Origin of the sequence: Eubacterium sp. AF34-35BH (genome assembly GCF_003477765.1) — a bacterium.
Classification (GTDB): domain Bacteria; phylum Bacillota; class Clostridia; order Lachnospirales; family Lachnospiraceae; genus Eubacterium_G.
This window is the reverse complement of sequence record NZ_QUDZ01000007.1, coordinates 105825-132230: the sequence shown is the minus strand read 5'-3', so window position 1 is coordinate 132230 and position 26406 is coordinate 105825. Positions and strand designations below refer to the sequence as shown.

Here is a 26406-nt window from a genome sequence, read left to right as displayed (position 1 = left end):
ACTGTATATATAAATATTATATTCAGCTTTTCTGATTTATTTAATAAATATTAAAATATATTTCTATTTAGATTATGGCATCAAAACATCTTTTTCCACCTGTATTTGTGCAATGTCATTTTGCACACCGGGCTGGAAAAACTTTGAATGCTGTATTAACATTCTATTATTTAATAATATCGTCGTTAGGGTTCTTTTCCTGTAAAACCTGACCTTTTTTACCATAGCCCTCAGGCACTCCTAATTTCTGATATTCGTAGCCTAACTGTGTTATTTTTCCCTTATATGAATTAATTAATGAAGAACCACCGTTTTTATAATCTGTCGGTTCAAATGAAAACCATGCGTATCTCTCCACATAATCTCTCTTGTCCAATTCAGGCAAAACAATTTTCATATAATCAATTGCAGACTGTCTTGTCTGTTTAGTCCATGCAGGCACACCGCTCAGAGCAAACTCTGTAATCCAAATTGGCTTTTTGTACATTTCCCAGGTTTCATCTATTATTTTCAAAAAGGCTTCTGCTCCCTCTTTTGTATGCCAATTCCAGTAGTGATGCAATACTAAAAACGCCATGTCATCATCCATTTTTTCCTGTTTCATTTTTTTCATAAAAGGCTGAAACCATTCTTCTGAAGCTGAAGGCCAAACTGATGCAGCAGGGCTACCTACGATTAAGCCCTGATTCAATATGGATTTCATACCACTAACAGCATCATCTACACTCATGTTTGACTGATCTGCTCTATCCGGTTCATTAAATGCCAAAACATACTTATATCCACGTAATTTCAATACTTCAGCCTGATCTTTATCAGTAGGCGCAGTTGTCCAAAACATTGGCACAAATTGTAATTTTTGAAATGACGTATAATTATGTTTTGACAAAGCCCAATTGTAATACCAGGAAACGTTCCAGTGATCAGCATTTACATGTTCTGCCATATCCTTGTTCATACAAAAGCCTTTTTTATTAACATAAAATCCAAAAACATCAGAATTAACTTCATTTCCGTGGTCTAATATTGCATTAATATATACTTTGTGAATTGATACTTTTGTAGTGTAATATTCAAAAGTTGTCTTATTGCCTGAAACTTCTCCCTGCTTCTTATCATCTACATATATCTGATACTTATGTACACGTCCCATTTTATCTGCCGACTTCCAGTTTATTGTAATATAACCTGCCGGCTGTAAGCTTCCTTTTTCAGGTGAAATAACCGCCTCAGTTTTCCATTTACTTTTATTTTTGTTTATTTTATTTTTCCTATTCTTTGTGGCAATGCTTGTTCCAACAATGGCACCTAGCAATACTACTAAAAGTATTAAAATAATTCCAATTATAACATTTCTTTTCCTGTTGTTCATATTAAGTCCTCTTCATTTTATTTTGCAATTTTTTCAAAAAAGAAAAGGGTTAATATAACCCTTTTCTAAAAATCTTATTACATTTTAAAATATTTTATGAAATTTTACAAGGTAAAAAAAAATTGTTTTAAGTCTTATTTTTGTATTTTCCTTAGTAATTTTATTATTTTTTAACTTTAACCTTCTTTGTTTTGCTCCAAGCTCCGTAAATCTTTGTGCTACCCTTCTTTGTGTAAGCTCTGGCTTTAAAGTAATAAGTTGTTTTCTTATCCATTTTCTTAAATGTATAAGTTGTCTTTGTTATGTTCTTTGTCCAGTAGCCTGAAAACTTTTTGTTATCACAAATCTTAATCTGGTAACCTTTAGCATTCTTTGTTTTGCTTAAAGTAAGTTTAATCTTTCTTGTTTTAATGTTTTTTACAGATTTTATTTTTGCCTTAGCTGGTTTTACAACGCTAGGAGTTGTTGTATTTGAGCCGATAGAAATCTTTCTGTTTTGATTTACAGCATTTCCTGCAACATATTCAGCTGTTGGATTACCATAATTACAATAAGCCTTTCCTGCCTCTGTAAAAGCTCCTGTTGAATGATACCATAGCGCACAATTCATAGTGTTCTTGTTTGTTCCTGCACCATCAAATGAGAATGCTGAATACCTTTCAACATAGTCCATCTTATCTAAACCTTCAAGTGCTGTTTTAATAAACTCTGCCTCTCCTGACTTTGTTACATACTGTCCCTGTGGAGAGAATTCTGTTATCCAAATTGGTTTGTGATACTTATTCCAACAAGCTTCAACAACATTTGTTAAGAACCAGTTTGCACCGTCTTTTCCCGCATAATTTTCAGGATAACAATGTATTGTTATAAAATCAACATCTAAACTTGAATTGCTGTCTATCTGTCTCATAAAATTCTGGAACCATGTATTTGTTGTTGGCCATGTTCCTGTAGCCGGTGAGCCAACTCTCATTCCCTGATTCATAAATGCAGGCCAACAACTAATTGCTGTTGCAACATTCATATTTGCCTGATCCTTAAAATCAGGTTCGTTAAAACCTAATATAGTTTTATAACCATTATTTTTTGCTGTCTGAACCTTGCTTAATGTGTTTGAATAAGAATTTGATGACCACACCATTGGCACATATTCAATTTTCTTAAACTGATTTGCAAAATTTACACCAATTTCATTCTTATCCTGCCGTGTTGTACATTCAGATAACTGTTTAAATTCACGAGTTTCCCAGTTATAATACCATGATGCCTGGACATCATCCGGCTCCAACTCAATTGCCATTGCCTTGCTGGCTGCAATACCTTTCTTTGATACTTTAAACTTAACTGTAGCAGTATCCATGTATTTGCCATTTGTCATTTGAGCTGTTACCCAAACTGAATGAATATTTACTTTTGTTGTATAAAAATCATAAGATGTAGATGTTGTAGTTGTTTCCTTCTTGCCATCCACGTAAACTGTATAGTTTTTTACTGTTCCATAACTATTCCCGTTAGACCATGTAATTGTTACGTGTCCGGCAGGCACCAACTTATTTGCTGTTGGAGATGTAACCTGAAATGGAACTACATTAGCAGCTTTAACGGTATTTTTCATAGCTACAGTGTTAAAAGACAACACCATAGCTACTGCTAATACCAAAAATATAACTTTTTTTAAAACCTTCTTCATTTCTTGCCTCTTTAATTATTTCTTTTTGCTAGTTTTTTTTTGACTTTTTAGTTTTCTTTGCTTTTTTTACTTTTACTTTTTTTGTTTTTGCTGTAACAACAGAACTCCACTTGCAGTAATATTTCTTGCCATTTATTACTTTGTAAGCTCTTGCTCTTGCATAGTATCTCTTGTTATTCTGAAGCTTAGTAACACTACCTGAAATAGTTGTTGTATTCTTTGCTGAAAGATTCTTGTACTTTGTCTTATATTTCTTCTTTGTACTAAACTTCTTATTTAATGAATACTGTAGCTGATATCCTGCAGCTCTGTCTACTTTCTTGAAGCTATATGAGAAAGTTTTTTTCTTTCCTATTAAGCTGTAAATTGTTGTAGGTACTGCAGATACACATGTTCCAAGTGATGTATTCTGTGTTGTTGTGTATGCTGTACTGTATGTCTTTGCATTATAACCGACAGGATTACCAATATTTGCGTAAATTTCACCTAACTTAGTAAGTTTTCCTGTATCATAATCAAAAATACCTGATGCACCGGTCTGGTCATCCTTTGGATTGAAGTCAAACCATGCATATCTTTCAACGTATGATCTTTCATTTAATCCCTTAAGAACTATCTTCATAAATTCCTGTACCTGTGCAACATGTTTAGAGTTACTTGGACTGAACTTGTTTCCACTATCAGCAACAGCAAATTCTGTAATCCAAATTGGCTTACGGTATTTATAGTAAATTTCATCTATTGCATGTAAATACTGTAAAGCTGTTTCTTTATTATTGTAATAATGCTGATATGCATGTACCGCAATAAAAGTCATATTGCTCTTATCAGAAGCTGATAAACCATTCCAAAATGGTGTCCACCACTTATCTGAATTAATCTGGAATGTTTCAGTTGCAGGTGAACCTAATCTTAGGCTACCCTTATAACTGATTGTTTCTCTCCATCTGTTTATCATAGCTGTAGGTGTCTGATCTGATTCCCATGTTAAATCCGGTTCATTGTATGATAATAAATATTTATACTCTTTCTTGTTAGCATATGTACATCTGTCTTCAATACTTTTTGGATTATCTCCCCATATCATAGGAACGAATTCAACATTATTGAATTTTTTATTCTTGAAGCCCATATCTTTAAAAGATCTGTAGCCCCAATTGTAATACCAACCAATGTTCATTGATACAGGATCTACAACTGTACCCATATCTTTTTCATTTACACAAACCCCCTTCTTTGTAACATAGAAAGTTCTTGTGTTAGTTGTAACTGTTGTTCCATCATCTAAAGTTGCTGTGATTTTTGCATTGTGAGACTTTACTGCTGTAGTGTAGAATTCAACTTTCATTGTCTCACCACTAGGTGCTACTGTTTTCTTTAATGCACCATCAACATAAACGCTATAAGATTTAACATTTTCTAAGTCGTTATTCCACTTTACGTCAATGTAACCTGCTCCAATAAGCTTTCCCTCTTCCGGACTAACTATTGCGCTACTCTTCCACTGTTCTGCATTTCTTGCAGCCTTTACATTATTTGATGGCATTAATGTAATTGATGACACTAATAACGCAACAGCTAATAGGAAACTTGTAATATGTTTCATAGTTTCTCTCCTTATTATTTCCATTAATCATAATTAATATTAATAAGGTAACATATTCAGTTTGCCCCTTTTCAACTCTTTTCCATAACATTTCAATTCTAAAAAAAGGGCAGTAAAGCTATTTATATATATAACCTTCCGCCCTTTCGTTTAAAATTTTAATTAATTCCTGATTATTTGACCTTTACAGTTTTCTTAAGAACTCTACTGCTGTATACCTTCTGTCCAGCTGAGTCATAGTTATAACCCTTAACCTGAATGTATACTTTCTTCTTTGACTTTAACTTCTTAATTGTATATGTCTTAGCAGTTGTAGTCTTTGTCTTAGCTTTCTTCATCTTCTTATTGTTAGCATACTTAATTTCGTATCCTACACAATTCTTAATCTTTGTTAAAGCTAATTTAACCTTCTTCTTCTGTGCTTTAAATTTAACCTTTGCCTTCGCTGGCTTTGGAGTATTTACATATACACAGTTTAATACAGTGTTTCCTGTAATAGGTGTTGAAAGACTAAATGTGCTTCCGTTCTTTGTGAATTTTGAAAATGTCTTGCCCTTTACAGGAAATACATATGAAGATGTCTTTGCTCCTGCATTAACATATTTTGTATATGATTTTGAACCATATGTATATTTAACAGAATACTGTGTTCCTGCAGCAATCTTAAAGTCAGATACAGAGAAGCTTCCTGTCATAGCTAATTCATCAGGATATGAAACAACATATGAACCTAAAGCGAACTGAACTTTAACCTGTGAACCTGCATAATTTGCCGGAACAGTGAACTTAACTGTTACAGTCTGTGGATCTGTTACTTTTGAATCTGCAACAAAGAAGCCTGCTGATGTACAGCCACTTGTTGTTGAAAATTCTAATCCATTATTGTTAGCCGGATTAATTACACTAACATTAATATGTTTTTTATAATTATTCTCCTGAATCTCGTTTCCCTTTTCATCTTTTTTAGGAATCTTATCTCCGTTAGAATCTAATACATATTCACCATTTGCATCTGTTTCGTAGATAGTCTTCTTTCCCTTTAAAGTGCTTGTGTATTTAAATGATAAAGTATATGAACGTCCTTTTTCTACATTCATTGCTGATGTAAACATTCTAAGTCCCCACTGGTTATCTCCAACTAATGAGCCATCACGTTCATTGTACTGACCATCCCAGCCTGTATTCTTTGCATAAAATCTTGCTGATGATGATGAACTTTCAGCTACCCAGCCTTCAGTTGCAAAGTCTGTTCCTGCGACCTGTCCATTTGGATATTTATCAGTATTAATATGTGTTAATGCATGATACCAGCAGTATGGATGTTTTCTTGAGCCATCTTCTCCTGCTACATGTCCACTATGTGAATCTAAGTTGCCATTAGCATCATAACTAATTACTGAAAAATAATCCCAACTAATATTTGAAGCAATATTTGCTCCGTTTGCAGCATGACCTGCTGCCGGTACAACACCAGTCATTCCAACAATCATAGTTAATGAAAGTACTGCTGCTGAAATCTTCTTAAAAATATTTCTTCTCACGTTTAGTCCTCCCGACATTTCTATTAAGTCTACTTCTAATTAAACAGTTACCCAATGCCTTAGCATTGGGTACTGTATTATACATCTAATTTAATTGTAACAATTATTTTTTAATTTTAACTTTCTTTGAAGCCCAAGCTGAAGCTTTGTACTTAGCCTTTGGTCCCTGAGCTGAAATCTTAATTGTTACTTTCTTTCCTTTTTTAAGCTTCTTAACTGTTAAAGATGTTTTCTTTGCTGTGTATGTTTTCTTTCCAACTTTTACCTTGTATGATGTAGCACCAGTTACTTTCTTCCAAGTAATCTTTAATGTGCCTTTCTTCTTGTTAACAGCCTTAATACCTTTAACCTTAGCAAGCTTCTTAACTGCAGGTTTCTTTGCTGGAGTTGTAGGCTGTACTGATGGCTTTGAAGGCTTTGTTGGGTTAACTGAAGGCTTTGTTGGGTTAACTGATGGCTGTGTTGGGTTAACTGATGGCTGTGTTGGCTTTGTTTCAGGTTCTGTGAAGTCTGGATTTACGCCCTTATCTGTAATTGTAAAATCACTTACTACAACTGTACCATTCCAGTTAACTTCTGTTTCTGTAATTATATCCTTTACATCATTGCCTGCATAATCATTCTGTGAATTGAAAGAACCTAACATAATTGCTGTTGTAATTTCTTTAGCTGATACATAATTAGAAAATGTAAATGTAAATGTCTTATCTGTTGTTCCTAATGTAATAATCTGATTTGATGCATCACCGCCAAATTCAACAGGTGCCTGATCATATGGTGCGAGTCCTTCTGTTTCTGTATTAAATGCTACATATGCATATTTCTTCTTTGAAGCTTTTGCTTTAAATGAAACTGTATATATATGACCTGCCTTACCTTCAATAGTATTTGTTGCCATTACAGACCATGGATTGATTTTATCATTTCCCCAATCTTTGTCCCAGCCTGTATTTTCAATATTCATTGTGAAACCAGTTGTTGCTTTGCTTGCTGACTGAATCTGCTTGTTATTCTTGTCTCTTTCCCAGTTAGATAATACTTCATCTCCTACATTAACTGACTTGATGTAACCTGTGTTAGTTGGTTCTCCTGGGTTATACTGTCCTCCCTGAGTAAATGACCATGTTGGTGCTGCTAATGTTGTTGCATCATCTGCCTTTACTGAACTTGCGAAATTAACTCCTAATGCAAGTGTTGCAATTAAAGCTACAGATGTTGCACCTGCTACTACCTTATTGAAAACTTTTCTCATTTCCAATTCCTCCTTTAATAAATTTTAATTTTAATTTTCGCTTGAAATTTTTCAATCTCATTTCAATTATCGTCATTATATCATAAACGTTTTTATTTCTCAACACTTAATGTTAAATTTAACGAATAAAACTGTTTTTATCTATTAAATAATATGTAATATTGCATAACGCTTTTGGAGCTGAAACGTTTTTTATCATTTTTTTGGATGATTTTATCTTATTTTTACTTTTTATCAAAGTATTTTTAACCAATTAGAAAATATTATTTATATATTCTGCTTATTTATATCGAATTCATATAACATTATCATCAAAAAGAGCCAATCTCATTTTTAAGATTAGCTCTTTCCTAACTTTATTTTTTTATAACAACTTTCTTCGCCTTTGACCATTTACCATATACTTTACCGGCACATGCTCTTACTCTAAAGTAATATTTTTTCTTCTTCTTTAATTGTTTAACAGTGTATGTTAATTTCTTGGTATTTTTAATTTTTACTTTTTTAGTAAACTTACTATTCATTGCATATTGAACCTGATATGATTTTGCCTTTGAAACTTTTTTCCAAGTCAACTTGACAGATTTTTTCTTAACATTTTTGGCTGCTTTGATTTTAACCTGCTGTGGTGTGACTTTTTTTGTTCTTGTTGTAGTTTTCTGTGTTGTAGGCTTCTGTGTTGTAGGTTTAACAGTTGTTGTTTCTTCAGTTGTTGTTTCAGGTACATATACAAACATCTCATCATCTGATATTGTTTGTGCATTATAACCTTCAGGATTTCCCTTTGAAGAATACATTCTACCAAGTTCTGTATAAGCACCGGATTCATAATCAAACATAGCTGTTCCACCTGACCCATTAAACGCATCTATATCATTCGTACTATCGATATCATATGGGAACCAACAGTATCTTTCCACATGTGGATTATTATCTAAAGCATCCATTGCATCTTCAAGATATTTCTGTATTTCTGCCCTTTTTTCAGGAATTTCATAACTAAAGTCATAATCCGTTCCCTTCACTCCAAACAAAGACATCTCAGTTATCCAAATAGGTTTATGATATGAATTCCAAAGTGTTTCCACTGCATCAATTAGTCCCTGCAAATTAATTGTGTTTCTATAATAATGTAAAACTACCGCATCAACACTGTCAGCTTCTCCATCTACCCAGGTTTTTGTAGCGTCATCTTCATAATCGTAATATAATCCCCAACTTCCGTCCCAAGGATTTTTGCAAATGTAATCACCATTCATAAATCTTCTAAGCCATACAGAATCTCCCCCCGGAGCTGCAGGTGCCGGTGAAACATTTCTCATATTAAGAGGTTTAATATAATCATTCCAAACACTTGAAGCTTCAAAGAATTCCATGTTTGCCTGACTTCTAATATCAGGTTCATTAAATCCTAAAATATAATTTGATGTTGTATTTAAATTCTTCATTGCTTCTTTGTTATCATCACCGCTTCCCCACATCATAGGAATGTGCTGAACGCCCTCATCTAATGATGTATTAAAAGCATCTGTTGACCAATTGTAATACCATGAGCAGTTAAGTTTACTTAGCTTAATCTTGTCACTCATGTCGCCACCTAATGCGAGACCTTTTTTTGAAACATAAAATGTTCTCACTGATGTTAATTCAACGTCGTCTTTTTTTGCCTTAACAGTAATTTCATGTTTGCTTACTTTTGTTGTATAAACTTCTGTCTTTCCTTCATCACTTGATGTAAAAGTTTTAGTTACAGAAGAATCTGTTTTCTGTTCGCCTAGTTCTTCTCTTACAATATTGTTACCGTTCCAGTAAACAGGATTTCCATCAAGATATACAGTGTATGTATAGCCTTCCATTGAATTATCAAATTTTACATCAATGTAACCGGCTCCTACAAGTTGTCCCTCACTTGGTACTTTAACTGCATTAGTTTTCCAAGAATCTTCTTTTTCATCAGCTTTTGTTTCTGTAGTATATGTAATACCACTAATCGCCAACGCTATTACAAGAACTAATGAAATTATGTTTTTAATTCTCTTTTTCATAATTCCTCCTTATTTGAATTAAAATCTTTTTATACAATTTTACTTCATGCATGTATAAAAGTCAAAACGTTTTTATCTATTATTCACAAAATGCACAAAATCAATGTATCTATATTTAACAACTATTCTATTTTTCACCAGTATACTATACGTCATTTCGTTTTATACATTTTTCCTATCACGCAAAAAGCTGTTCTCAGAATCAAATCTAAGAACAGCTTTTTATTACTGGTCAATATATTCTAGTTTACTAACAGAAACTTCGTACGCTATATGCTTTTCACTTTCCTCTTCGTTAATTTTCTTAACGTACTCTCTACTTTGAACACGTCCCCATATTTGAATGTGACCGCCCACTTCAAATGTAGAAGCATATCTTGCATTTCTCCCCCAGGCAATACATGGAATATAATCTGATTTTCCGTATGGACGATTAACTGCAATTAATAAATCTGCAATTTCTCTTCCAAGTGGTGTTTTTCTGTAAATTGGTTCTTTACAGATATAACCATCTAAAAATATTTGATTAGTTTTTCCAGCTTCCAGGTTTTCTTCGACCTCTTCCCATTCTCTAACAAAAATTGATAACACTAACTTATTCTTAGTTCCTTCGTGACGATTATAAGATCTAAACTGTCCTGAAACCTCAACTAATCTTCCTTTGTAGTCTTCGTTTACATCAACTAACCTTTCAGATACCATAAGTGGAATAATATCAGTTAATTCGCTTAATCTGTCAACCGATACATCTACTATGTAGAATCCTTCTCCAAAAACTTCGTGACTAAATCTGAAATCAGAAACAATCTCTCCTATAATACTCACTCTGTTGTTTTCAATTACTTTGTCAATCATTGTATTTCCCCCTTCACCATACTTTGGTTTATTAAATTTTTATCAATATAATTATATGCTATTTTTTCCTAAATATGTAAAAAATCGTTCGACTTCTATCGACCATTTACCCACTACTGATTCCCATATGCCATTTAATAACGTTTATTTGCCGTTATGCGCAATAAAAACTTTTATGTGGTTGTGCACAATAAATCCCATTTAATATTTATATGAGTTGTTAACATTATGACTTATGTCATTAATTTTAAAACAGATGTCAGAATCAAATCTGACATCTGCTTAATATGTATTATTCAGTTAAAAATTATTTAACCTTTACTTTCTTCTTAGCGCTGTATGCACCAGTTACTCCTGATGTCTTAGCTACTGCTGCTACCTGTACAGTTACTTTCTTCTTTGATTTAGCCTTAACTGTTACAGATGTCTTCTTTGTTTTTTTAACTTTGCTTCCAACCTTAACTTTGTAAGATTTTGCTCCGTTAACCTTTGCAAACTTAACTGTAACTTTGCCCTTTTTTGATGACTTAGCTGACTTAATCTTTGGTGTTTCAATTAAAGTAAACTTAGAAACCTTGATGTTTGTAGCTGCTGTGTAGTCACCGTTAGCATCGTTCTGTAATCCTATTTCTGCTGCCTGCTTGAAGTCTCTCTTGAATACATTGTATCTTGTTACAGCATCCGCATCAGTTGATACATCTCTTCTATCACCGACATCTCCGCCTAATCCAAAGTAAACTGAATTAGCATTTCCTGCTGCCTTGAAAGTTCTCTTAACCTTAACAGTCTTGTTAGCTGGCATCTTAACCCATGTTGAGTAAGCTAATTTTTCACCTGTTGAAACCTTAACATAAGCAAACTTTGTAAGGTTTGAAGCGCTGATGTCAAATGAAAGTGTGTAAGATTTTCCTTTTGTAACCTTAACATTCTTTGCATTGTCATTCCTAGAGCCATCGATATATACCTGTGCTCCCCAAACTCCACCCCAGCCTACAGAATTAATTGATGCTGTAAATCCTGCTGCTGTGTTTGCTGTTAATTTTCCTTCTGCTCCTTCGTACCAATCTGCATTAGCTCCAAAGTAACTTCCCCAGTTTGCAGCGAAACATGTTGTTGCCATAGCTGCTGTCATTGTAAGAGCCATAGCTGTTGCTGCAACTTTCTTTGCCAATCTTCTCATGATTGTTCCTCCTTAAATATAATTAAATTGTTCATACAATTACGAGCTGATTCCGTGCCCGCATATTATTGTACTAGATATGTGTTTAAACCTAACACCCCTCTTGTGCTCTATTCTATAACATTTATAGGGGTTCCTGCAACCCATTTTTGCAAATTTTTCGAAACGATTTTAATAAGGCGCTCTCTAGTCTCTAAAGGAGCCCATGCTGCATGAGGTGTAATCACAAGATTTTTTGTTTCAATAAGCTTACAATCTTCTGGCATTGGTTCTTTTTCAATAACATCTAATGCCGCATATTGTATAACATTATTGTTTAACGCCCACATTAAATCTTCCTGATTTACAACTCCTCCACGTGATGTGTTTATAAAAAGACTGTCTTTTTTCATCTTAGTAAAGAATTCTTTATTGCACATTTTTTCCGAATCTTTATTTAACGGACAATGAATTGTTACAATATCTGACTTTCCCAAGATTTCATCAACTGCAGCATACGTCACTTCATCAGACTGTATTTTTTCTTTTAATGCACTTCTACTGTATGCCAGAACATTCATCCCAAAAGCATTTGCAATTACTGCTACTTTTTGTCCAATGGAACCATAACCTATAATACCTATAGTTTTGCCGAAAAGTTCTTTCATTTCCATAAAAGGGGAAAATTTGTTAGTGTTTATCCAGCCCTTGTTCTTTACAAATTCATCATACCTTGAGATTGTGTTGTAATAATGAAGTATAAATGCAAAAACGTGCTGAGCCACTGCCTCTGTTGAATAGCTTCCGGCATTGCAAACCGTAATACCATGTTTTCTTGTGTATTCCAAATCAACGTTGTTATATCCTGTAGCAAACAAACCTATATATTTAAGGTTCTTTGCCCCGGATAAATCCTTCTCAGACATTGAAGATTTATTACATAAAATAACATCTGCATCTTTAATACGTTCAGGTATTTCTTCATCTTTTGTAAAATCATAAATTTTCACTTCACCAAACCTGTCAAATATAGAAAAATCAATATCGTTATTTATTGTAAGTGTCGCAGCATCTAAAATTACTATTTTCATAAACTATCTCCTATTAATAAAAATGTTGCTTGCCACATTTTACACACCGGGTGCGTGTTGTTGCGCAACTGTTTTCTTTTTGCACTAGGTTGTATCCATAGTGGAACGTTTTCCTTTCACACCAGGGTGCATCTATAGTGGAACATCTTTTATGTAATAGAAATTCCGCTGGAATTTCTTATTACATAAAAAAGGACCACAGAAAATATTTCCGCAGTCCTAATTTATATAATTCAAAAATTATACTCTCTTTGAATATTCACCTGTTCTTGTATCAATTACAATTGTTTCCCCCTGTTCAACGAATAAAGGAACATATACTGTAGCTCCTGTTTCAACAGTAGCTGGCTTTGTAGCATTTGTAGCTGTGTTTCCTTTGAATCCAGGTTCTGTTTCTGTAATCTGAAGTTCAACTGTGATAGGTGGTTCAATTGCAAAGATATCACCCTTACATGAACAAATCTTAACTGTTTCATTTTCCTTAACAAACTTAAGTGAATCTCCAACCTTGTCTGCACCTACAGCAATCTGGTCATAAGTTTCACCATCCATGAAGTAGTAAAGATCTCCATCATTGTATAAATACTGCATATCCTTTCTGTCGATATGAGCATTTTCAAATTTTTCTGTTGGTCTGAATGTTGTTTCTACAACACCACCACTCTTGATATCTTTTAATTTTGTTCTAACGAACGCTGCGCCTTTTCCTGGTTTTACATGCTGGAATTCGATGATCTGACAAATCTTTCCATCATATTCAATAGTAATACCATTTTTGAAATCGCCTGCTGTTACCATAATTTTTCCTCCTAAAAGTTCATCTGTGATAAATCACGCTTCTATCATTATAAAAGATTCTATAAATATTTTCAACCTTTATCTAATTATTAATTTCAATTTCAATATAGCCTTCTTTTTCTAAATAGTTAATTATATTATAGCATGTAAGAATTCTGTCATTAGAGTCCACATTTACCTTAACATTGGCTACTGACTGGTATCTTGGTTCTCTTTGTTCCATTAACTCTTTTACATGTCTTAAACTCATGTCGTTATTTAATATTGGTCTGTGAGTGTGGTCTTTTACTCTATCAAATATTGTTTCAGGAGTAGCTGTTAACAAAACAATAACTCCGTTTTTCTTTAGTATGTCTACGTTCTCATCTTTTAATACAGCACCACCGCCACAGGAAATAATCTGTCCCTGCTTACTTGAAATTGTCTGTAACGCATTTGTTTCAAGTGTTCTGAAATATGCTTCTCCGCTATCCTTAAATATGTCGCTTATGGCTTTTCCTTCATTTTCAACTATGTAGGCATCTACATCAATTTCCTTAAAAGATGTAATTTTTGACAATGCCTTTGATACAGTTGTCTTTCCTGTTCCCATAAAACCGATTAAAGAAATATTTCCTTTTAAACTACAACCTTCATTTACTTTTAGTAATTTTCTTAAAATATCTGCCTTAACCTGCCCAGGTGCTGATGCATCAACACCTGCTGCAAACGATACACTTGAAGCTGTAATATTTGTGCATATTCTTGAAACTGCCCCAAGTTCTCCCATAGACATTGTTATTATAGGAACATTTAATATATCTTTTAGCTGCGAAGATACATCCATAAATCTTTCTACGTCTTCTTTTGCTTCAGGCATAACTGCAATTTTGCAAATGTCTGCTCCCTGTTCTTCCATTTTTTTCATTATGTCTATTATTTCACCATTAGAAGGTGTGTTATCAAAATGATGATTTGACCCAATAACTTTTGCACCATTTTTCTTAATTTCTGCAATTAAGTTTTTAGCGATTTTCATGTGTCCCATTATTTCCACATCTACATAATCGCAATTTTCTGCTGCCTTACAGCAAATCTCTGAATACTTCTCATCACTTATACTCTGCTTACCACCTTCATCAGCAGTTCTAAATGTAAAAACAAGTTTGACATTTCCAATAATATTTTTTAACTTCGCAGTTATGTTTTCAATTACATCCGTATCTAATTTTTCAATATAATCTGCTCTCCATTCAATCAAGTCAGGTTGCATTTGTAAAATCTTCTCAGTCTGATCTAACACTTCTTTTTCGTCCTGTCCAATAATAGGAATACAAATTTTTGTTTTCATTAGTACCTCCACTTTTGCAATAATTAAAGTATAGTTTAGCTGTTATTTTAAGTCAATGAGAAGGTTTACTTTTTTTATAAAAGCTCTTATACTTTAATAAGCTAAACTATTTTACTTTGGAGGATTATTATGGGATGTATAAATGAAATCAACGGACATACAAAGCTTACAGGTCTTCTTGGAAGCCCTGTTGCACACAGCAAGTCACCTTTAATGCACAACGAAGCATTTAAGGAATTAGGACTTAACTACGTTTATTTGTGCTTTGATGTTCCTGAAAATAATTTAAAAATTGCCTACGAAGGTTTAAAGAAATTAAACGTTGCCGGTTTTAACTGCACAATGCCTGACAAAACACTTATTTGCGAATTGGTAGATGAATTGTCACCTGCCGCATCAATGATTGGTGCCGTAAATACAGTTGTAAATAAAGATGGCAGATTCATCGGCCATAACACTGACGGAATCGGCTATATGCAGTCTGTTAAGGACGCAGGTTTTGACATAATCGGCGATACAATGACTTTACTTGGTGCCGGTGGGGCCGCTTCTTCTATTTTTGTTCAGGCAGCTCTTGATGGCGTTAAGAACATTAATGTTTTTAGTATAAAAGACCGTTTCTGGGAAAAAGCCGAAAAGATGGTTGACGCTGTTAATAGTAAAACAGATTGTAATGCTAAATTAATTGAACTTGGAAATGATGATGTTTTAGGCGAGTCAATTGAAAAAAGTCAGATTTTAACTAACGCTACTTCTGTTGGCATGGCACCAAATGTGGACAGTTGCATTATTCCTGACAAGAAAATGTTAAGAGAAGATTTAATAGTTTCTGATGTTATTTATAATCCAATGGAAACAAAACTTCTTAGGATGGCTAAGGAACAGGGCTGCCAGACTTTTAACGGTTTGTATATGCTTTTATACCAGGGAGCTGAAGCTTTCAAAATCTGGACAGGAAAAGATATGCCTGTAGAACATATTAAAGAACTTTATTTTACAGTTTAAAATATTTTATGAAAAAGAAATTTGGGTGGAATTTCTTTTTTCAGATTCTTTTCGCACAAGGATTCATCCCTAGAGGAACGTTTTTATATAATATGAATTTCCGAATAAATTTCTTACATAAAAAAGCTGTTTGTAATTTTTCGTTTAATTACAAACAACTTTTTTACAACTTATCATTCTGCGTATTCTACGTATCTTTCCATTTACAATCTCTTTATCTTTACTATTTCTGTTCTTTATTATTTCTGTTGCGCTATTTTAGCATTTATATTCTACTATTTCACACAAAATTATTTTGACTTTTTGTTTTTTCTTCTCCAATTCCATAATATGAATTTTTCAGGAATTCTTTTCAAAACAATTTGTATCTCTTCTTTTGGATTAATTTTTTCAACCATAATTGATTTAATACCAACTCTGTTTGCCCCCCACACATCAGTAAAAATCTGGTCTCCTAAGAACAATGTTGTTTCATCGTTGGTTCCCATTATTTTCATTGCTTTAATGTAGTTTTTTTTACTTGGTTTATGAGCATCAAATATGTATTTTGAATTCACCGCATCTGCAAATGGCTTTACTCTTGGTTCCTTGTTATTTGATATGAGGCAGGTTTCTATTCCTAATTGATGTATTTTTTCAAACACATTAATTATATGTTCATCTGCCGGTGCTCCATGTGGAACAAGAGTATTATCAATATCAGATATAATACCTCTGATACCCTGCTTATAGTATTCTTCAAAATCTATTTCATCTACAGATTTCAAATATTTATCTGGATATAAACTTTCTAACATTCTTTTCTCCCGGTATTTTGTATTTTGTAAGTTTCTTAACACTTCTAAAATACATACTTTTATTTTAACAATTTCTTTAACTCATCCATAAATGTATTAACATCTTTGAATTCTCTGTAAACTGAAGCAAATCTTACATAGGCAACCTGGTCTAATTCTTTTAATCTTTCCATTACAATCTCACCTATTACTCTGCTGGATATTTCCTTTTTTTCCATATTGAATATTTTATTTTCTACATCTTCCACAGCACTTACTATCTGTTCATAAGAAACAGGTCGTTTGTGACATGATCTTACTATTCCTGCTTCAATTTTTCCTCTGTCATAAGGCTCTCTTATATCATCTTTTTTTATAACAATAAGAGGAATGTTTTCTACTTTCTCGTAAGTTGTAAATCTTTTTTTGCACTTAAGACACTGACGTCTTCTTCTTATGGCGTTGTTTTCTTCCGCAGGTCTTGAGTCTATTACTTTTGTATTTTCTTCACCGCAATATGGACACTTCATGTTTCTTCCTCCTAGTATACTCCATCTGGTCATCAGCCTTTAGTTGTAACTATTATAAAAATGAACTTAATTCATTTTTCTTCTAAGTTTGCTGTTTATTTTAGTTAATTTTACACAAAGCCATTATAAATAAAGTGTTTAGAGAGGTCAAGATATTTTAATTTTATGTTTGACCTCCTTCTCTTCCACACGAACCAAAATAATATCAGGCCCAACCTGAGTAATACAACCAAAAGGTATTATATATTCAAAATCACTGCAAACAAGCCCGCACCATTTACTTGGTCCCATAACAACAATAGATTTTATACAGCCGGTACATATATCAAATTCCAAGTCACAAACATTGCCAAGAATTTTGCAGTCACAACAATTTATAACTTGTTTTCGTTTTAATTCTTCTATTCTCATAAAAGACCTTTTTTATATATAGTATTCTTTATTTTTATTTTTGTTCTCTTAAAATCGTCTTTTTATTTAATATAATTTTTCATGTTTTTAATTGCATTTTTTTCCAGTCTGCTAACCTGCGCCTGGGAAATTCCTATTTCATCAGCTATTTCCATTTGAGTTTTTCCATAAAAAAACCTCATGTCTATAATTTTTCTTTCTCTTTCGTTTAGCCCGTCTAAGGCCTCCCTTAGCACAATGTCTTCAACCCAGTTTTCTTCTTTATTCTTTTTATCGCTAATCTGATCCATTACATAAAGGGTGTCCCCTCCCTGGTCATATACAGGATCATATAAGGAAACCGGACTTTGAATGGCATCTAACGCATAAGTCACCTGTTCTTCCGTTGCCCCAATATGCTCTGCAATTTCACCGATTGTAGGTTCTTTGTTAGTTGACTTAATTATGTTTTCCCTGCAATAAATTGCCTTATAGGCCGTATCCTTGATGGAGCGGCTAACTCTAATTGCCGTGTTATCTCTCAAAAATCTTTTCAGTTCTCCTGAAATCATAGGTACCGCATAAGTTGAAAACTTTACATTTAGTGTGTCATCAAAATTATCTACCGCTTTTATTAAGCCAATGCATCCTATTTGAAATAAGTCGTCAACATTTTCTCCTGTGTTAGAAAACCTCTGTAAAATACTTAATACTAATCTCAAATTGCCTCTAATGTACTTTTCTCTTGCTTCCATGTTTCCTTTTTTTATTTCCTTAAAAAGTTCTCTTTTTTCCTCTTCTGTTAATAATGGTAGTTTGGCTGTATTTACTCCACATATTTCCACTTTAAAAAGAGCCATAATATTTCCTACTTTCATATTTTTGTATTTTCACATAAATATGTTTTCCTAAATATCGGCTCTTTATTCGTAATATTTTCTTTTTGAAACTATAAACTTTATATACTGTCGAATTGTGGTTTATTATGTTTTTTATTGATACTTTACAATTTCTCTTTTCAGTCTTCTTATTATCTTTTTTTCAAGTCTTGATATGTAAGACTGGGAGATTCCAAGAGAGTCTGCCACTTCTTTCTGCGTCATTTCCTCGCCATCAATATTATTTAGTCCATAACGCATTTGTACTATTGTTTTTTCTCTGTTATTTAGCTTGTTTATCGCCTTGTACAAAAGCTTTTTCTCTACCTCATTTTCTATGTCTTTTGATATAATATCCTCATCTGTCCCTAAAATATCTGACAAAAGCAGTTCATTACCATCCCAGTCTACATTAAGTGGCTCATCAATTGACACTTCCAGTTTTGTTTTATTATTTTTTCTTAAATACATAAGAATTTCATTTTCAATACATCTGGATGCATAAGTTGCCAGTTTTATGTTTTTATTAGGGTTAAAAGTATTTATTCCTTTAATCAATCCAATGGAGCCAATGGAAATCAAATCTTCAACGCCTACTCCTGTGTTATCGAATTTCTTGGCTATGTAAACCACCAGTCTTAAATTATGTTCAATTAATTTCGACCGACTTTCCTTATCCTCACCTTCAATTATTTTCTTTATGCAGGTTGCTTCCTCTTCTGCTTCCAAAGGCGGTGGCAAAATGTCATTGCCACCAATGTAATATATTTCCCCTTCTTTTGAATAAAGTAGCCCTTTTAACAAGGCAATTTTTCCCATGTATTTTTTTCCAAAATCTAACGCTTTCACAAACTCTCCCCCTTTTATTCTAATAATTTAGGATGTAAAATCATATGATACATATTATCATTACTTAATTTACCGTTATATATACCGATAATCTGATTATTGTATCTATTTCCATTTACTTCTATGTACTCACAAAAAACTCCTTTTAACAGCCCATTTTCCTTGCCCAGCGACTTAAAAGCTATAAAAGTAAACCTCGAATTTTCATTTATAATTTTTTCTGCAACAGTTTTTTCAATAATGGAAACCGGCTTTCCGGTCATAGGCTCAAAAAGGTTATTCCCCGTATCCACAAGTGCAGTAACATCTACTTTGCAATTTCCTTCTTTTATGATTATTTTAAGCAGATTTTTACTTGCTCCTGCCTCTTTTAGCATAAGCTTAGCTAACAGTCTGATAATGCTATTGCATGTAACTGCAATAACAATACTCAAAAGCATACTGTTGTTTTTATTAAACAGATTCATTATGCCATTTAGCAGGAAAGTAGCCCCATACATAACAAGGAAAGCCTTCACATTTGCCCTAAAATCCATTTTTCCAAAAGCAAGAATTATCATTATTTCAGCTACTATCAGATAAGTTAAAATTATTTTAACCGGTATGTTTTCCTTCAAAAAAAGAGTCAACACGCTGTATATGGCTCCTGCTAATGCTGCCAATATCATTCTGTACCACTTACTCTTTTTATTTAAAATCTCTCCGGTTGCAAATACAACTGACAAATCTATTAGAAAATTGTACCCAAAGTAAACATCTATAAATATGTATATATATCTCACCCCTTTTCTACTATTATAATTTTTCCCATAAAAAAGTCTGTCGAAGAGACACATAAAAAAATAAGTTATAAATTACATTTCTATTAATATGTCAAAATATATACCTTCCATATTATGTGTAATTTATAACTTATTTCATTTTTTATAAATTCGCGATTTGCTTTTATTGTTAATTATTCTTAAATTCTGTCACTTCCAAACCTTCATTTCTTTCAAGTAAAAGTTTTACAGACCATTCGTTTGTAAATATAACTAAAGGATTGCCCTTCATATCCTTTACTCTCTTAGCGTCTGATGGACATTTTACGTTATTTAGATTAACTGTAGGATCCTTAATCCATCTAATGTGTCTGTATGGAAGTGGCTCTAATCTAACATCACAACCGTATTCATTTTCCATTCTGTATTTCAAAACGTCAAACTGTAGCACACCTACTACACCTACGATTATTTCTGACATTTCAAGGTTATAGTCCTGGAATATCTGAATCGCCCCTTCCTGAGCAATCTGTGTAACACCCTTCATAAACTGCTTACGCTTCATTGAATCAAGGGCAACTAATCTACAAAAATGTTCAGGTGCAAAAGTAGGTATTCCTTCGTATGCAAACTTCTTTCCAGGTGTACAAATTGTATCCCCAATTGAAAAAATTCCCGGATCAAATACACCTATAACGTCGCCTGCATAAGCTTCATTTATAACTTTTCTGTCCTGTGCCATAATCTGCTGTGGCTGAGAAAGCTTCATTTTCTTTCCACCCTGAACATGGTAAACTTCCTTACTTGCATCGAATTTTCCTGAGCAAACTCTCATAAATGCAATCCTATCATGATGCGCTTTATTCATGTTTGCCTGAATCTTAAAAACAAATCCTGAAAATGGTTCTGTTACTGGATCAATCAATCCCTGATCAGACATTCTTGGAAGCGGTGACTCTGTCATTTTTAAGAAATGTTCAAGGAAAGTTTCCACACCAAAAGTTGTCAACGCTGAACCGAAAAATACAGGTGATAATTCACCTTTATCAACTAATTCCTGATCAAATGGTTCACTGGCTCCATCTAATAATTCAGCATCATCTACTAACTGATCATATAACTCATCACCTATTTCATTTTTAAACTCTTCGTTGTCTAAATCATATATTTTTTCAGCAGCACTTTTTGCGCCACCTACTGAAACAGCCTGAAACATTGAAATTTTCTTTGTATTTCTGTCATAGACGCCTTTAAATCTCTTACCGGAACCAATTGGCCAGTTAATAGGACATGTTTTAATTCCTAATACATTTTCAATTTCTTCTAATAATTCATAAGGATCTCTTGCCTCTAAATCCATTTTGTTAATAAATGTAAAAATCGGTATATGACGCATTACACATACCTTGAAAAGTTTAATTGTCTGTGCTTCTACACCCTTTGAAGCATCAATTACCATCACTGCCGAGTCAGCAGCCATAAGTGTTCTGTAAGTATCCTCTGAGAAATCCTGATGGCCCGGTGTATCAAGAATGTTAATGCAATAACCTTCATACTGAAACTGTAATGCTGATGATGTAACAGAAATACCTCTTTCTTTTTCTATACCCATCCAGTCAGAAACAGCATACTTTGAATTTGCTTTTCCTTTTACAGAACCTGCTGTGTTAATTGCTCCACCGTACAAAAGAAACTTTTCTGTTAAAGTTGTCTTACCTGCATCAGGATGAGAAATAATCGCAAATGTTCTTCTATTTTCTATTTCTTTTTTTATGTTATCTTCCATGCTTCTCTCCATTTTATTTTTGAATAATGTTTTTGCAACAAAAAGACACGAACTGCATATACTCAGGTTCGTGTCTTTTTATTTATTAAGTAAACTTTGGCTTAAGCCTAATTATTTGTTTCTTAAGAAATCAGGAATGTTAAGTGGCTTGTCCTCAATGCTACTATGTGGCTGCTGAACAGGAGTTGTTTCACTCTTTGGTGTAGCAGAAGGTGTTGCATTGTATGAGAACTTCTTAGCCGTGCTTCCCATACCAAAAGCTGTTGCCTTTGGCGCTGGTGTTGAATCGCCAATACCTGTTGCCATTACTGTAATTGAACATTCATCAGGGTATGAATCATCATATCTTACACCGAAGATAATGTTTGCATCATCACCTGCAAGTTCCTGTACATAGCTTGCAGCTTCATTAGCTTCAAACAAGCTAACATCACCAGTAATGTTGATAATAACATTCTTTGCTCCATCGATTTTTGTTTCAAGAAGTGGAGATGTAACAGCCTGCTGAACTGCATCTGAAGCCTTCTCATCACCGCTTGCTTCACCGATACCAATATGAGCAATACCTGCATCTCTCATAACTGTCTGAACGTCAGCAAAGTCAAGGTTAATTAATGCAGGTACATTAATTAAGTCTGTAATACCCTGAACTGACTGCTGTAATACTTCATCAGCCTTCTTTAATGCTTCAGGCATTGTTGTTCTCTTATCTACGATTTCTAATAATTTATCATTTGGAATTACAATAAGTGTGTCTACGTTTGGCTTTAATCTTTCAATACCTGCTAAAGCATTGTTCATACGTGCCTTTGATTCAAATCTGAAAGGCTTTGTAACTACACCTACTGTAAGAGCTCCCTGCTCTCTTGCTACACGTGCCACAACAGGTGCTGCTCCTGTACCTGTTCCACCACCCATACCACATGTTACGAATACCATATCGGCACCCTTTAATAACTGTGCTAATTCTTCTACGTTCTCTTCTGCAGCTGCTTCACCAACTTCAGGCTTAGCTCCTGCTCCAAGACCTTTTGTTATCTTCTCACCAATCTGTAAAGTTGTTGGTGCCTTACTTCTTTTAAGTACCTGTGCATCAGAATTAATTGCAATAAATTCAACTCCTCCGATGTTTTCATCTATCATTCTATTTACGGCATTGTTTCCTGCTCCACCAACGCCTACAACTATAATCTTTGCTACTGCTTCGCTTTCGTTTGTAGTAATTTCTAACAAGAGTACATCCTCCTTTGTCTCACTTAAAATTTAGTTTGCCTCTTAAAACAGAGACATAATATTAGCCATATACATTATATAATATAATTTTTTTCTAAAAATAGCAATACCTTTATTTCTTTTTTTCTTCACTTTTTTTCAAAGTGTAACTTCCATCTTCACTGGCATGTTTCATGTTTAAAGTTCCTTTGTACTTTATAACATTTTTGTACATGTCATTAAAATCCTTTAATTTCTTGTCCAAATTTGTTTTTTTGCCAAGCTGAACTTTCACATTTTTTATGTTCATTGTCACTTCATTGTTTTTGTTTATGGAATACTGTTTTACTTTGTAATTGTAAGCTTCCACTGATGAAGTAACTGTCAAAATTGTTTCTAAAGACTTTTCATCTTTTACTTTTATTTTTTTGAAAAGCTTTAATTCTGTAGCTTCCAATCCCTTAACCGGAACAATATCTTTTATTTTTTCATCAGATATTTTAAGAATTGTGCCCTTCTCATCAAAGTAATAATATAATTTATCTTTTTTGATGTATCCCTGTAACTTCTTTTCATATCCTGTTATTTTCACTTTTGATGGCGATAAAAGTTTTACTTTATATTCCTCATACAACTCAAGCGGTGTATTTTTCCCTATTAAACTTTTAAACCAAAAGACCAATGTGTTATCAATCTTTTGTTCACTCATGTAGGCATTCACTTCCTGATCTGTAAACTGGTCCAAATCAGAAGTACATGTAACGTTTTGCAACTTAAATCCAAATATACCAATTAAGATTAAGGCAACAATAATTACAATTACCAAAAAAGAAACTTTAACCCATTTTTTTAATTTTCTACGTCTGTGTTTTTTTCTTCCTCTTCTTTTCTCCTGACTCATAATGACTCCTTACATTTAACGAATCCTCTTTATTCTTCTTGAAACTGATAAAACCATTCCCATTTCTATCATCAAAAACATTAACGACGTTCCACCATAACTTATGAATGGTAAGGATACACCTGTATTTGGTATAAAGTTAGTAACAACGGCTATATTAAGAACAACCTGTATTGAAATATGCGCAAGCACACCAACTACCACCATTGAGCCAAATAAATCTGACGCATTACTTGCAATATATCTCATTCTTCTAATTAAGAAAATAAACAATGCAATAATACACAATGCTCCAAAAATACCAAGTTCCTCACATACAATGGAAAAAATCATATCGTTAGAGGCTTCAGGAACGTACCCTAATTTCTGAGCACTGTTTCCTAATCCTTTACCAAATAAACCACCGGAACCAATTGCATATAGCCCCTGCATTACCTGATAACCACCTTTATCCATGTACGCTTCCGGATTTCTCCAAACAGCAATTCTGCTAAATCTAAATCCTAAGTCAGAGAATTCTCCGAGAAAAAACAGCGATACAACACCAACACCTATTCCGGCTGCGATTATCCCTGTAAAAAATTTGCAGGCACCTGCAACAATTAGCATTACAGCTCCTATTCCTAAAACAATAATTGCGGAACTTAGGTTAGATGTGACAATAAACAACACTGCCGCCCCAAGAATACTTATGCTGTAAATCTGCCAACAAATCTTACCATGTTTTAAAGCATCCCTACCACATTTAGATAGCAAAAACGCCGTTAAAAGAATAACTGATATTTTAACTAACTCAGCAGGCTGAAAAGATACAATTTTCAAGTCCACCCATCTTCTTGCACCGTTTGCCTCGATTCCCATTGGTGTTAAAACGAGAAAAACACTTACTATGGATGCCCCGTAGATGAATTTGCTGAACTTCTTTAAAATTCTATAGTCAAAAAATATCATTGGTATCATTACAACTAATCCCATGGCTGTGGCAATTAGCTGATTTTTCAAAAAATATATTGAACTATTATATTTATTTAATGCTGTATAAGAACTTGCACTGTACAAAAGTACGTAGCCTAAAAGCATTATAAAAATCCATACAAATAGCAAACTATAGTCGAAATAACCACTTCTTTTTTTTCTATTTAATTGTTGTTCATCTGATTTGGAAACCTGATTATTTTCTTTATTCAATATACTTACCCCAAGTTCTATTTTAATTTCTTAACATAATCCTTGAACATATCACCACGCTGCTCATAACTGTCAAACATATCCCAGCTTGCACATGCAGGTGACAATAAAACTGCATCTCCCTGCTGCGCATTTTTCTTACATTCATCTATTGCTTCTTCTAAAGATTTTGTGAAAATAATATTTTCAAAGCCATATTTTTTTGCTGTGTCAGCAATCTGGTTAGAAGTTTCACCAAGTAAAACCAAGCATTTAACTTTGCCTTCTAATTCTTTTGCCCATTCGTCAAAAGTAACTTTCTTGTCATAGCCGCCTGCTATTAAAACAGTTGGACGTGTCATTGCCTGAATTGCTTTTATGGATGCATCTGTATTTGTTCCCTTAGAATCATTATAGTAAATAACATCATCAATTGTATCTACATATTCTATTCTATGAGCTACTGCTTTAAACTTTTTGATTGCTTCTTTAATCACAGCATCAGGAACTCCCATATTAACTGAAATTCCAATTGCTGCCATAATATTTTCAACATTATGAATACCTACAAGTGTTGTGTCCTCTGTTGTTGTAATAACACGTTTTTCTCCATTTTCAGCGTACATAATATTTTTCCCGTCTAAATAAACACCTTCTTCTAATTTGTTTTTGCTGCTAAACCAAACAATTTTATTTTTAAGTTTTGGCGCATATTCTCTTAATATTTCATCTTCATAATTAAGAATAATCGGCTGATTTTCGTCCTGATTCATTGCAATACTCATTTTTACATTTGTATAACATTCCATTGTATAATGACGGTTCAAATGGTCCGGAGTAATATTTAATACAGCACTTACATCTGGTTTAAATGTATGTATTGTCTCTAACTGGAAACTGCTTATTTCTGCAACTGTCACTGTATCTTCTGTAGAATCAAAAGCTGTTAATGTATATGGTGTTCCAATGTTACCAACTACATTTACATCCTTATAATATGCTGCTAAAATTTCTCCAACCAAAGCTGTTGTTGTAGTTTTTCCGTTAGTTCCTGTAATCGCTGCAAGTCTTCCTTTCCCTACAACGTAGGCAAGTTCAACTTCGCCCCAAATTGGTACATTATTATCTCTTACATCATTTACAAAAGGTGCATCAATAGCAATACCAGGACTTAATATCATAAGGTCAAACTGCTTTATAACATCTTCTTTTAATTCTCCAAGAATTACATCAACATTTTCTTTATTATCTAATTTTGCCAAAATATCTTCTTTGTTTAGTTTTACATTTCCATCATAAATTGTAACAACTGCGCCTACCTTTTTTAAAAGGTTTGCAGCACCTATACCGCTTTTTCCTGAACCTGCAACTAATACTTTTTTGTTCTTAAGTTCCATAACATTACTCCTCAT

At 33.4% G+C, this 26406-nt stretch carries 23 protein-coding genes; 1 reads left to right on the top strand and 22 read right to left on the bottom strand.

Going from position 1 to position 26406, the window contains the following annotated elements:
- Nucleotides 1-166: 166 nt before the first annotated feature.
- The 11 genes from DWZ69_RS09380 to aroD all read right to left on the bottom strand — a co-directional run bounded on the left by DWZ69_RS09380 (nt 167) and on the right by aroD (nt 14739).
- Nucleotides 167-1372, bottom strand: a complete 1206-nt coding sequence (locus tag DWZ69_RS09380) for a glycosyl hydrolase (protein WP_118436887.1) — start codon at nt 1370-1372, stop codon at nt 167-169.
- A 163-nt stretch (nt 1373-1535) separates the two neighbouring features.
- Nucleotides 1536-3062 carry a glycosyl hydrolase gene (locus DWZ69_RS09375; RefSeq protein ID WP_118436886.1) on the bottom strand — a complete coding sequence of 509 codons (1527 nt, stop codon included), beginning with the start codon at nt 3060-3062 and terminating at the stop codon, nt 1536-1538.
- 28 nt (nt 3063-3090) lie between these two features.
- The gene (locus DWZ69_RS09370) at nt 3091-4668 is read right to left on the bottom strand and encodes a glycosyl hydrolase (RefSeq protein WP_158573379.1); all 1578 of its coding nucleotides are present in this window, start codon (nt 4666-4668) and stop codon (nt 3091-3093) included.
- A 173-nt stretch (nt 4669-4841) separates the two neighbouring features.
- Nucleotides 4842-6209 carry a hypothetical protein gene (locus tag DWZ69_RS09365; protein ID WP_118436882.1) on the bottom strand — a complete coding sequence of 456 codons (1368 nt, stop codon included), beginning with the start codon at nt 6207-6209 and terminating at the stop codon, nt 4842-4844.
- Nucleotides 6210-6312: 103 nt separating this feature from the next.
- Nucleotides 6313-7461 carry a hypothetical protein gene (locus DWZ69_RS09360; RefSeq protein WP_118436880.1) on the bottom strand — a complete coding sequence of 383 codons (1149 nt, stop codon included), beginning with the start codon at nt 7459-7461 and terminating at the stop codon, nt 6313-6315.
- 356 nt (nt 7462-7817) lie between these two features.
- Entirely contained in the window at nt 7818-9506 is a 1689-nt protein-coding gene (locus DWZ69_RS09355; protein ID WP_117999091.1) for a glycosyl hydrolase, read from the bottom strand.
- Nucleotides 9507-9731: 225 nt separating this feature from the next.
- Nucleotides 9732-10361 (bottom strand): single-stranded DNA-binding protein, encoded by a 630-nt coding sequence (locus DWZ69_RS09350; RefSeq protein ID WP_022166233.1) that lies wholly within the window; start codon nt 10359-10361, stop codon nt 9732-9734.
- A gap of 307 nt (nt 10362-10668) precedes the next feature.
- Nucleotides 10669-11541, bottom strand: a complete 873-nt coding sequence (locus DWZ69_RS09345; protein ID WP_118436878.1) for a hypothetical protein — start codon at nt 11539-11541, stop codon at nt 10669-10671.
- A 110-nt stretch (nt 11542-11651) separates the two neighbouring features.
- On the bottom strand, nt 11652-12611 hold the full coding sequence (locus DWZ69_RS09340) for an NAD(P)-dependent oxidoreductase (protein WP_117999093.1): 960 nt from the start codon (nt 12609-12611) through the stop codon (nt 11652-11654).
- A 240-nt stretch (nt 12612-12851) separates the two neighbouring features.
- The gene (gene efp, locus DWZ69_RS09335) at nt 12852-13409 is read right to left on the bottom strand and encodes an elongation factor P (protein ID WP_117999094.1); all 558 of its coding nucleotides are present in this window, start codon (nt 13407-13409) and stop codon (nt 12852-12854) included.
- 82 nt (nt 13410-13491) lie between these two features.
- Complete coding sequence (gene aroD / locus DWZ69_RS09330) at nt 13492-14739, bottom strand: type I 3-dehydroquinate dehydratase (protein ID WP_117999095.1); 1248 nt, start codon at nt 14737-14739, stop codon at nt 13492-13494.
- A 129-nt stretch (nt 14740-14868) separates the two neighbouring features.
- On the opposite strand from aroD, the gene DWZ69_RS09325 reads away from it, so the two are divergent.
- Nucleotides 14869-15744 (top strand): shikimate dehydrogenase, encoded by an 876-nt coding sequence (locus tag DWZ69_RS09325; RefSeq protein WP_199521876.1) that lies wholly within the window; start codon nt 14869-14871, stop codon nt 15742-15744.
- A 290-nt stretch (nt 15745-16034) separates the two neighbouring features.
- Here the strand turns inward: DWZ69_RS09325 and DWZ69_RS09320 are convergent, their stop codons facing one another.
- From DWZ69_RS09320 to murD, 11 genes are all read right to left on the bottom strand, one after another.
- Entirely contained in the window at nt 16035-16541 is a 507-nt protein-coding gene (locus DWZ69_RS09320; protein ID WP_118436876.1) for a YqeG family HAD IIIA-type phosphatase, read from the bottom strand.
- 59 nt (nt 16542-16600) lie between these two features.
- Complete coding sequence (nrdR, locus tag DWZ69_RS09315; protein WP_022166239.1) at nt 16601-17050, bottom strand: transcriptional regulator NrdR; 450 nt, start codon at nt 17048-17050, stop codon at nt 16601-16603.
- Between the two features lie 147 nt (nt 17051-17197).
- On the bottom strand, nt 17198-17461 hold the full coding sequence (locus DWZ69_RS09310) for a YlmC/YmxH family sporulation protein (RefSeq protein ID WP_117999097.1): 264 nt from the start codon (nt 17459-17461) through the stop codon (nt 17198-17200).
- Between the two features lie 62 nt (nt 17462-17523).
- A complete protein-coding gene (sigG, locus tag DWZ69_RS09305; protein WP_022166241.1) occupies nt 17524-18300 on the bottom strand; it encodes an RNA polymerase sporulation sigma factor SigG in 777 nt (258 codons plus the stop codon).
- Between the two features lie 132 nt (nt 18301-18432).
- Nucleotides 18433-19137 carry an RNA polymerase sporulation sigma factor SigE gene (sigE, locus tag DWZ69_RS09300; protein ID WP_117999216.1) on the bottom strand — a complete coding sequence of 235 codons (705 nt, stop codon included), beginning with the start codon at nt 19135-19137 and terminating at the stop codon, nt 18433-18435.
- A gap of 44 nt (nt 19138-19181) precedes the next feature.
- Nucleotides 19182-19949, bottom strand: a complete 768-nt coding sequence (locus DWZ69_RS09295) for a sigma-E processing peptidase SpoIIGA (protein WP_158573378.1) — start codon at nt 19947-19949, stop codon at nt 19182-19184.
- A gap of 169 nt (nt 19950-20118) precedes the next feature.
- A complete protein-coding gene (locus DWZ69_RS09290; RefSeq protein ID WP_117999099.1) occupies nt 20119-21714 on the bottom strand; it encodes a peptide chain release factor 3 in 1596 nt (531 codons plus the stop codon).
- 111 nt (nt 21715-21825) lie between these two features.
- Nucleotides 21826-22947, bottom strand: coding sequence for a cell division protein FtsZ (gene ftsZ / locus DWZ69_RS09285; protein WP_117999100.1), 1122 nt, complete (start codon nt 22945-22947; stop codon nt 21826-21828).
- A gap of 112 nt (nt 22948-23059) precedes the next feature.
- On the bottom strand, nt 23060-23827 hold the full coding sequence (locus tag DWZ69_RS09280; RefSeq protein ID WP_118436872.1) for a cell division protein FtsQ/DivIB: 768 nt from the start codon (nt 23825-23827) through the stop codon (nt 23060-23062).
- Nucleotides 23828-23842: 15 nt separating this feature from the next.
- On the bottom strand, nt 23843-25015 hold the full coding sequence (locus DWZ69_RS09275; protein WP_243081043.1) for a putative peptidoglycan glycosyltransferase FtsW: 1173 nt from the start codon (nt 25013-25015) through the stop codon (nt 23843-23845).
- Between the two features lie 17 nt (nt 25016-25032).
- Nucleotides 25033-26391: a UDP-N-acetylmuramoyl-L-alanine--D-glutamate ligase gene (gene murD, locus DWZ69_RS09270; protein ID WP_118436870.1), complete on the bottom strand. Its 1359-nt coding sequence runs from the start codon at nt 26389-26391 to the stop codon at nt 25033-25035.
- Nucleotides 26392-26406: the final 15 nt, after the last annotated feature.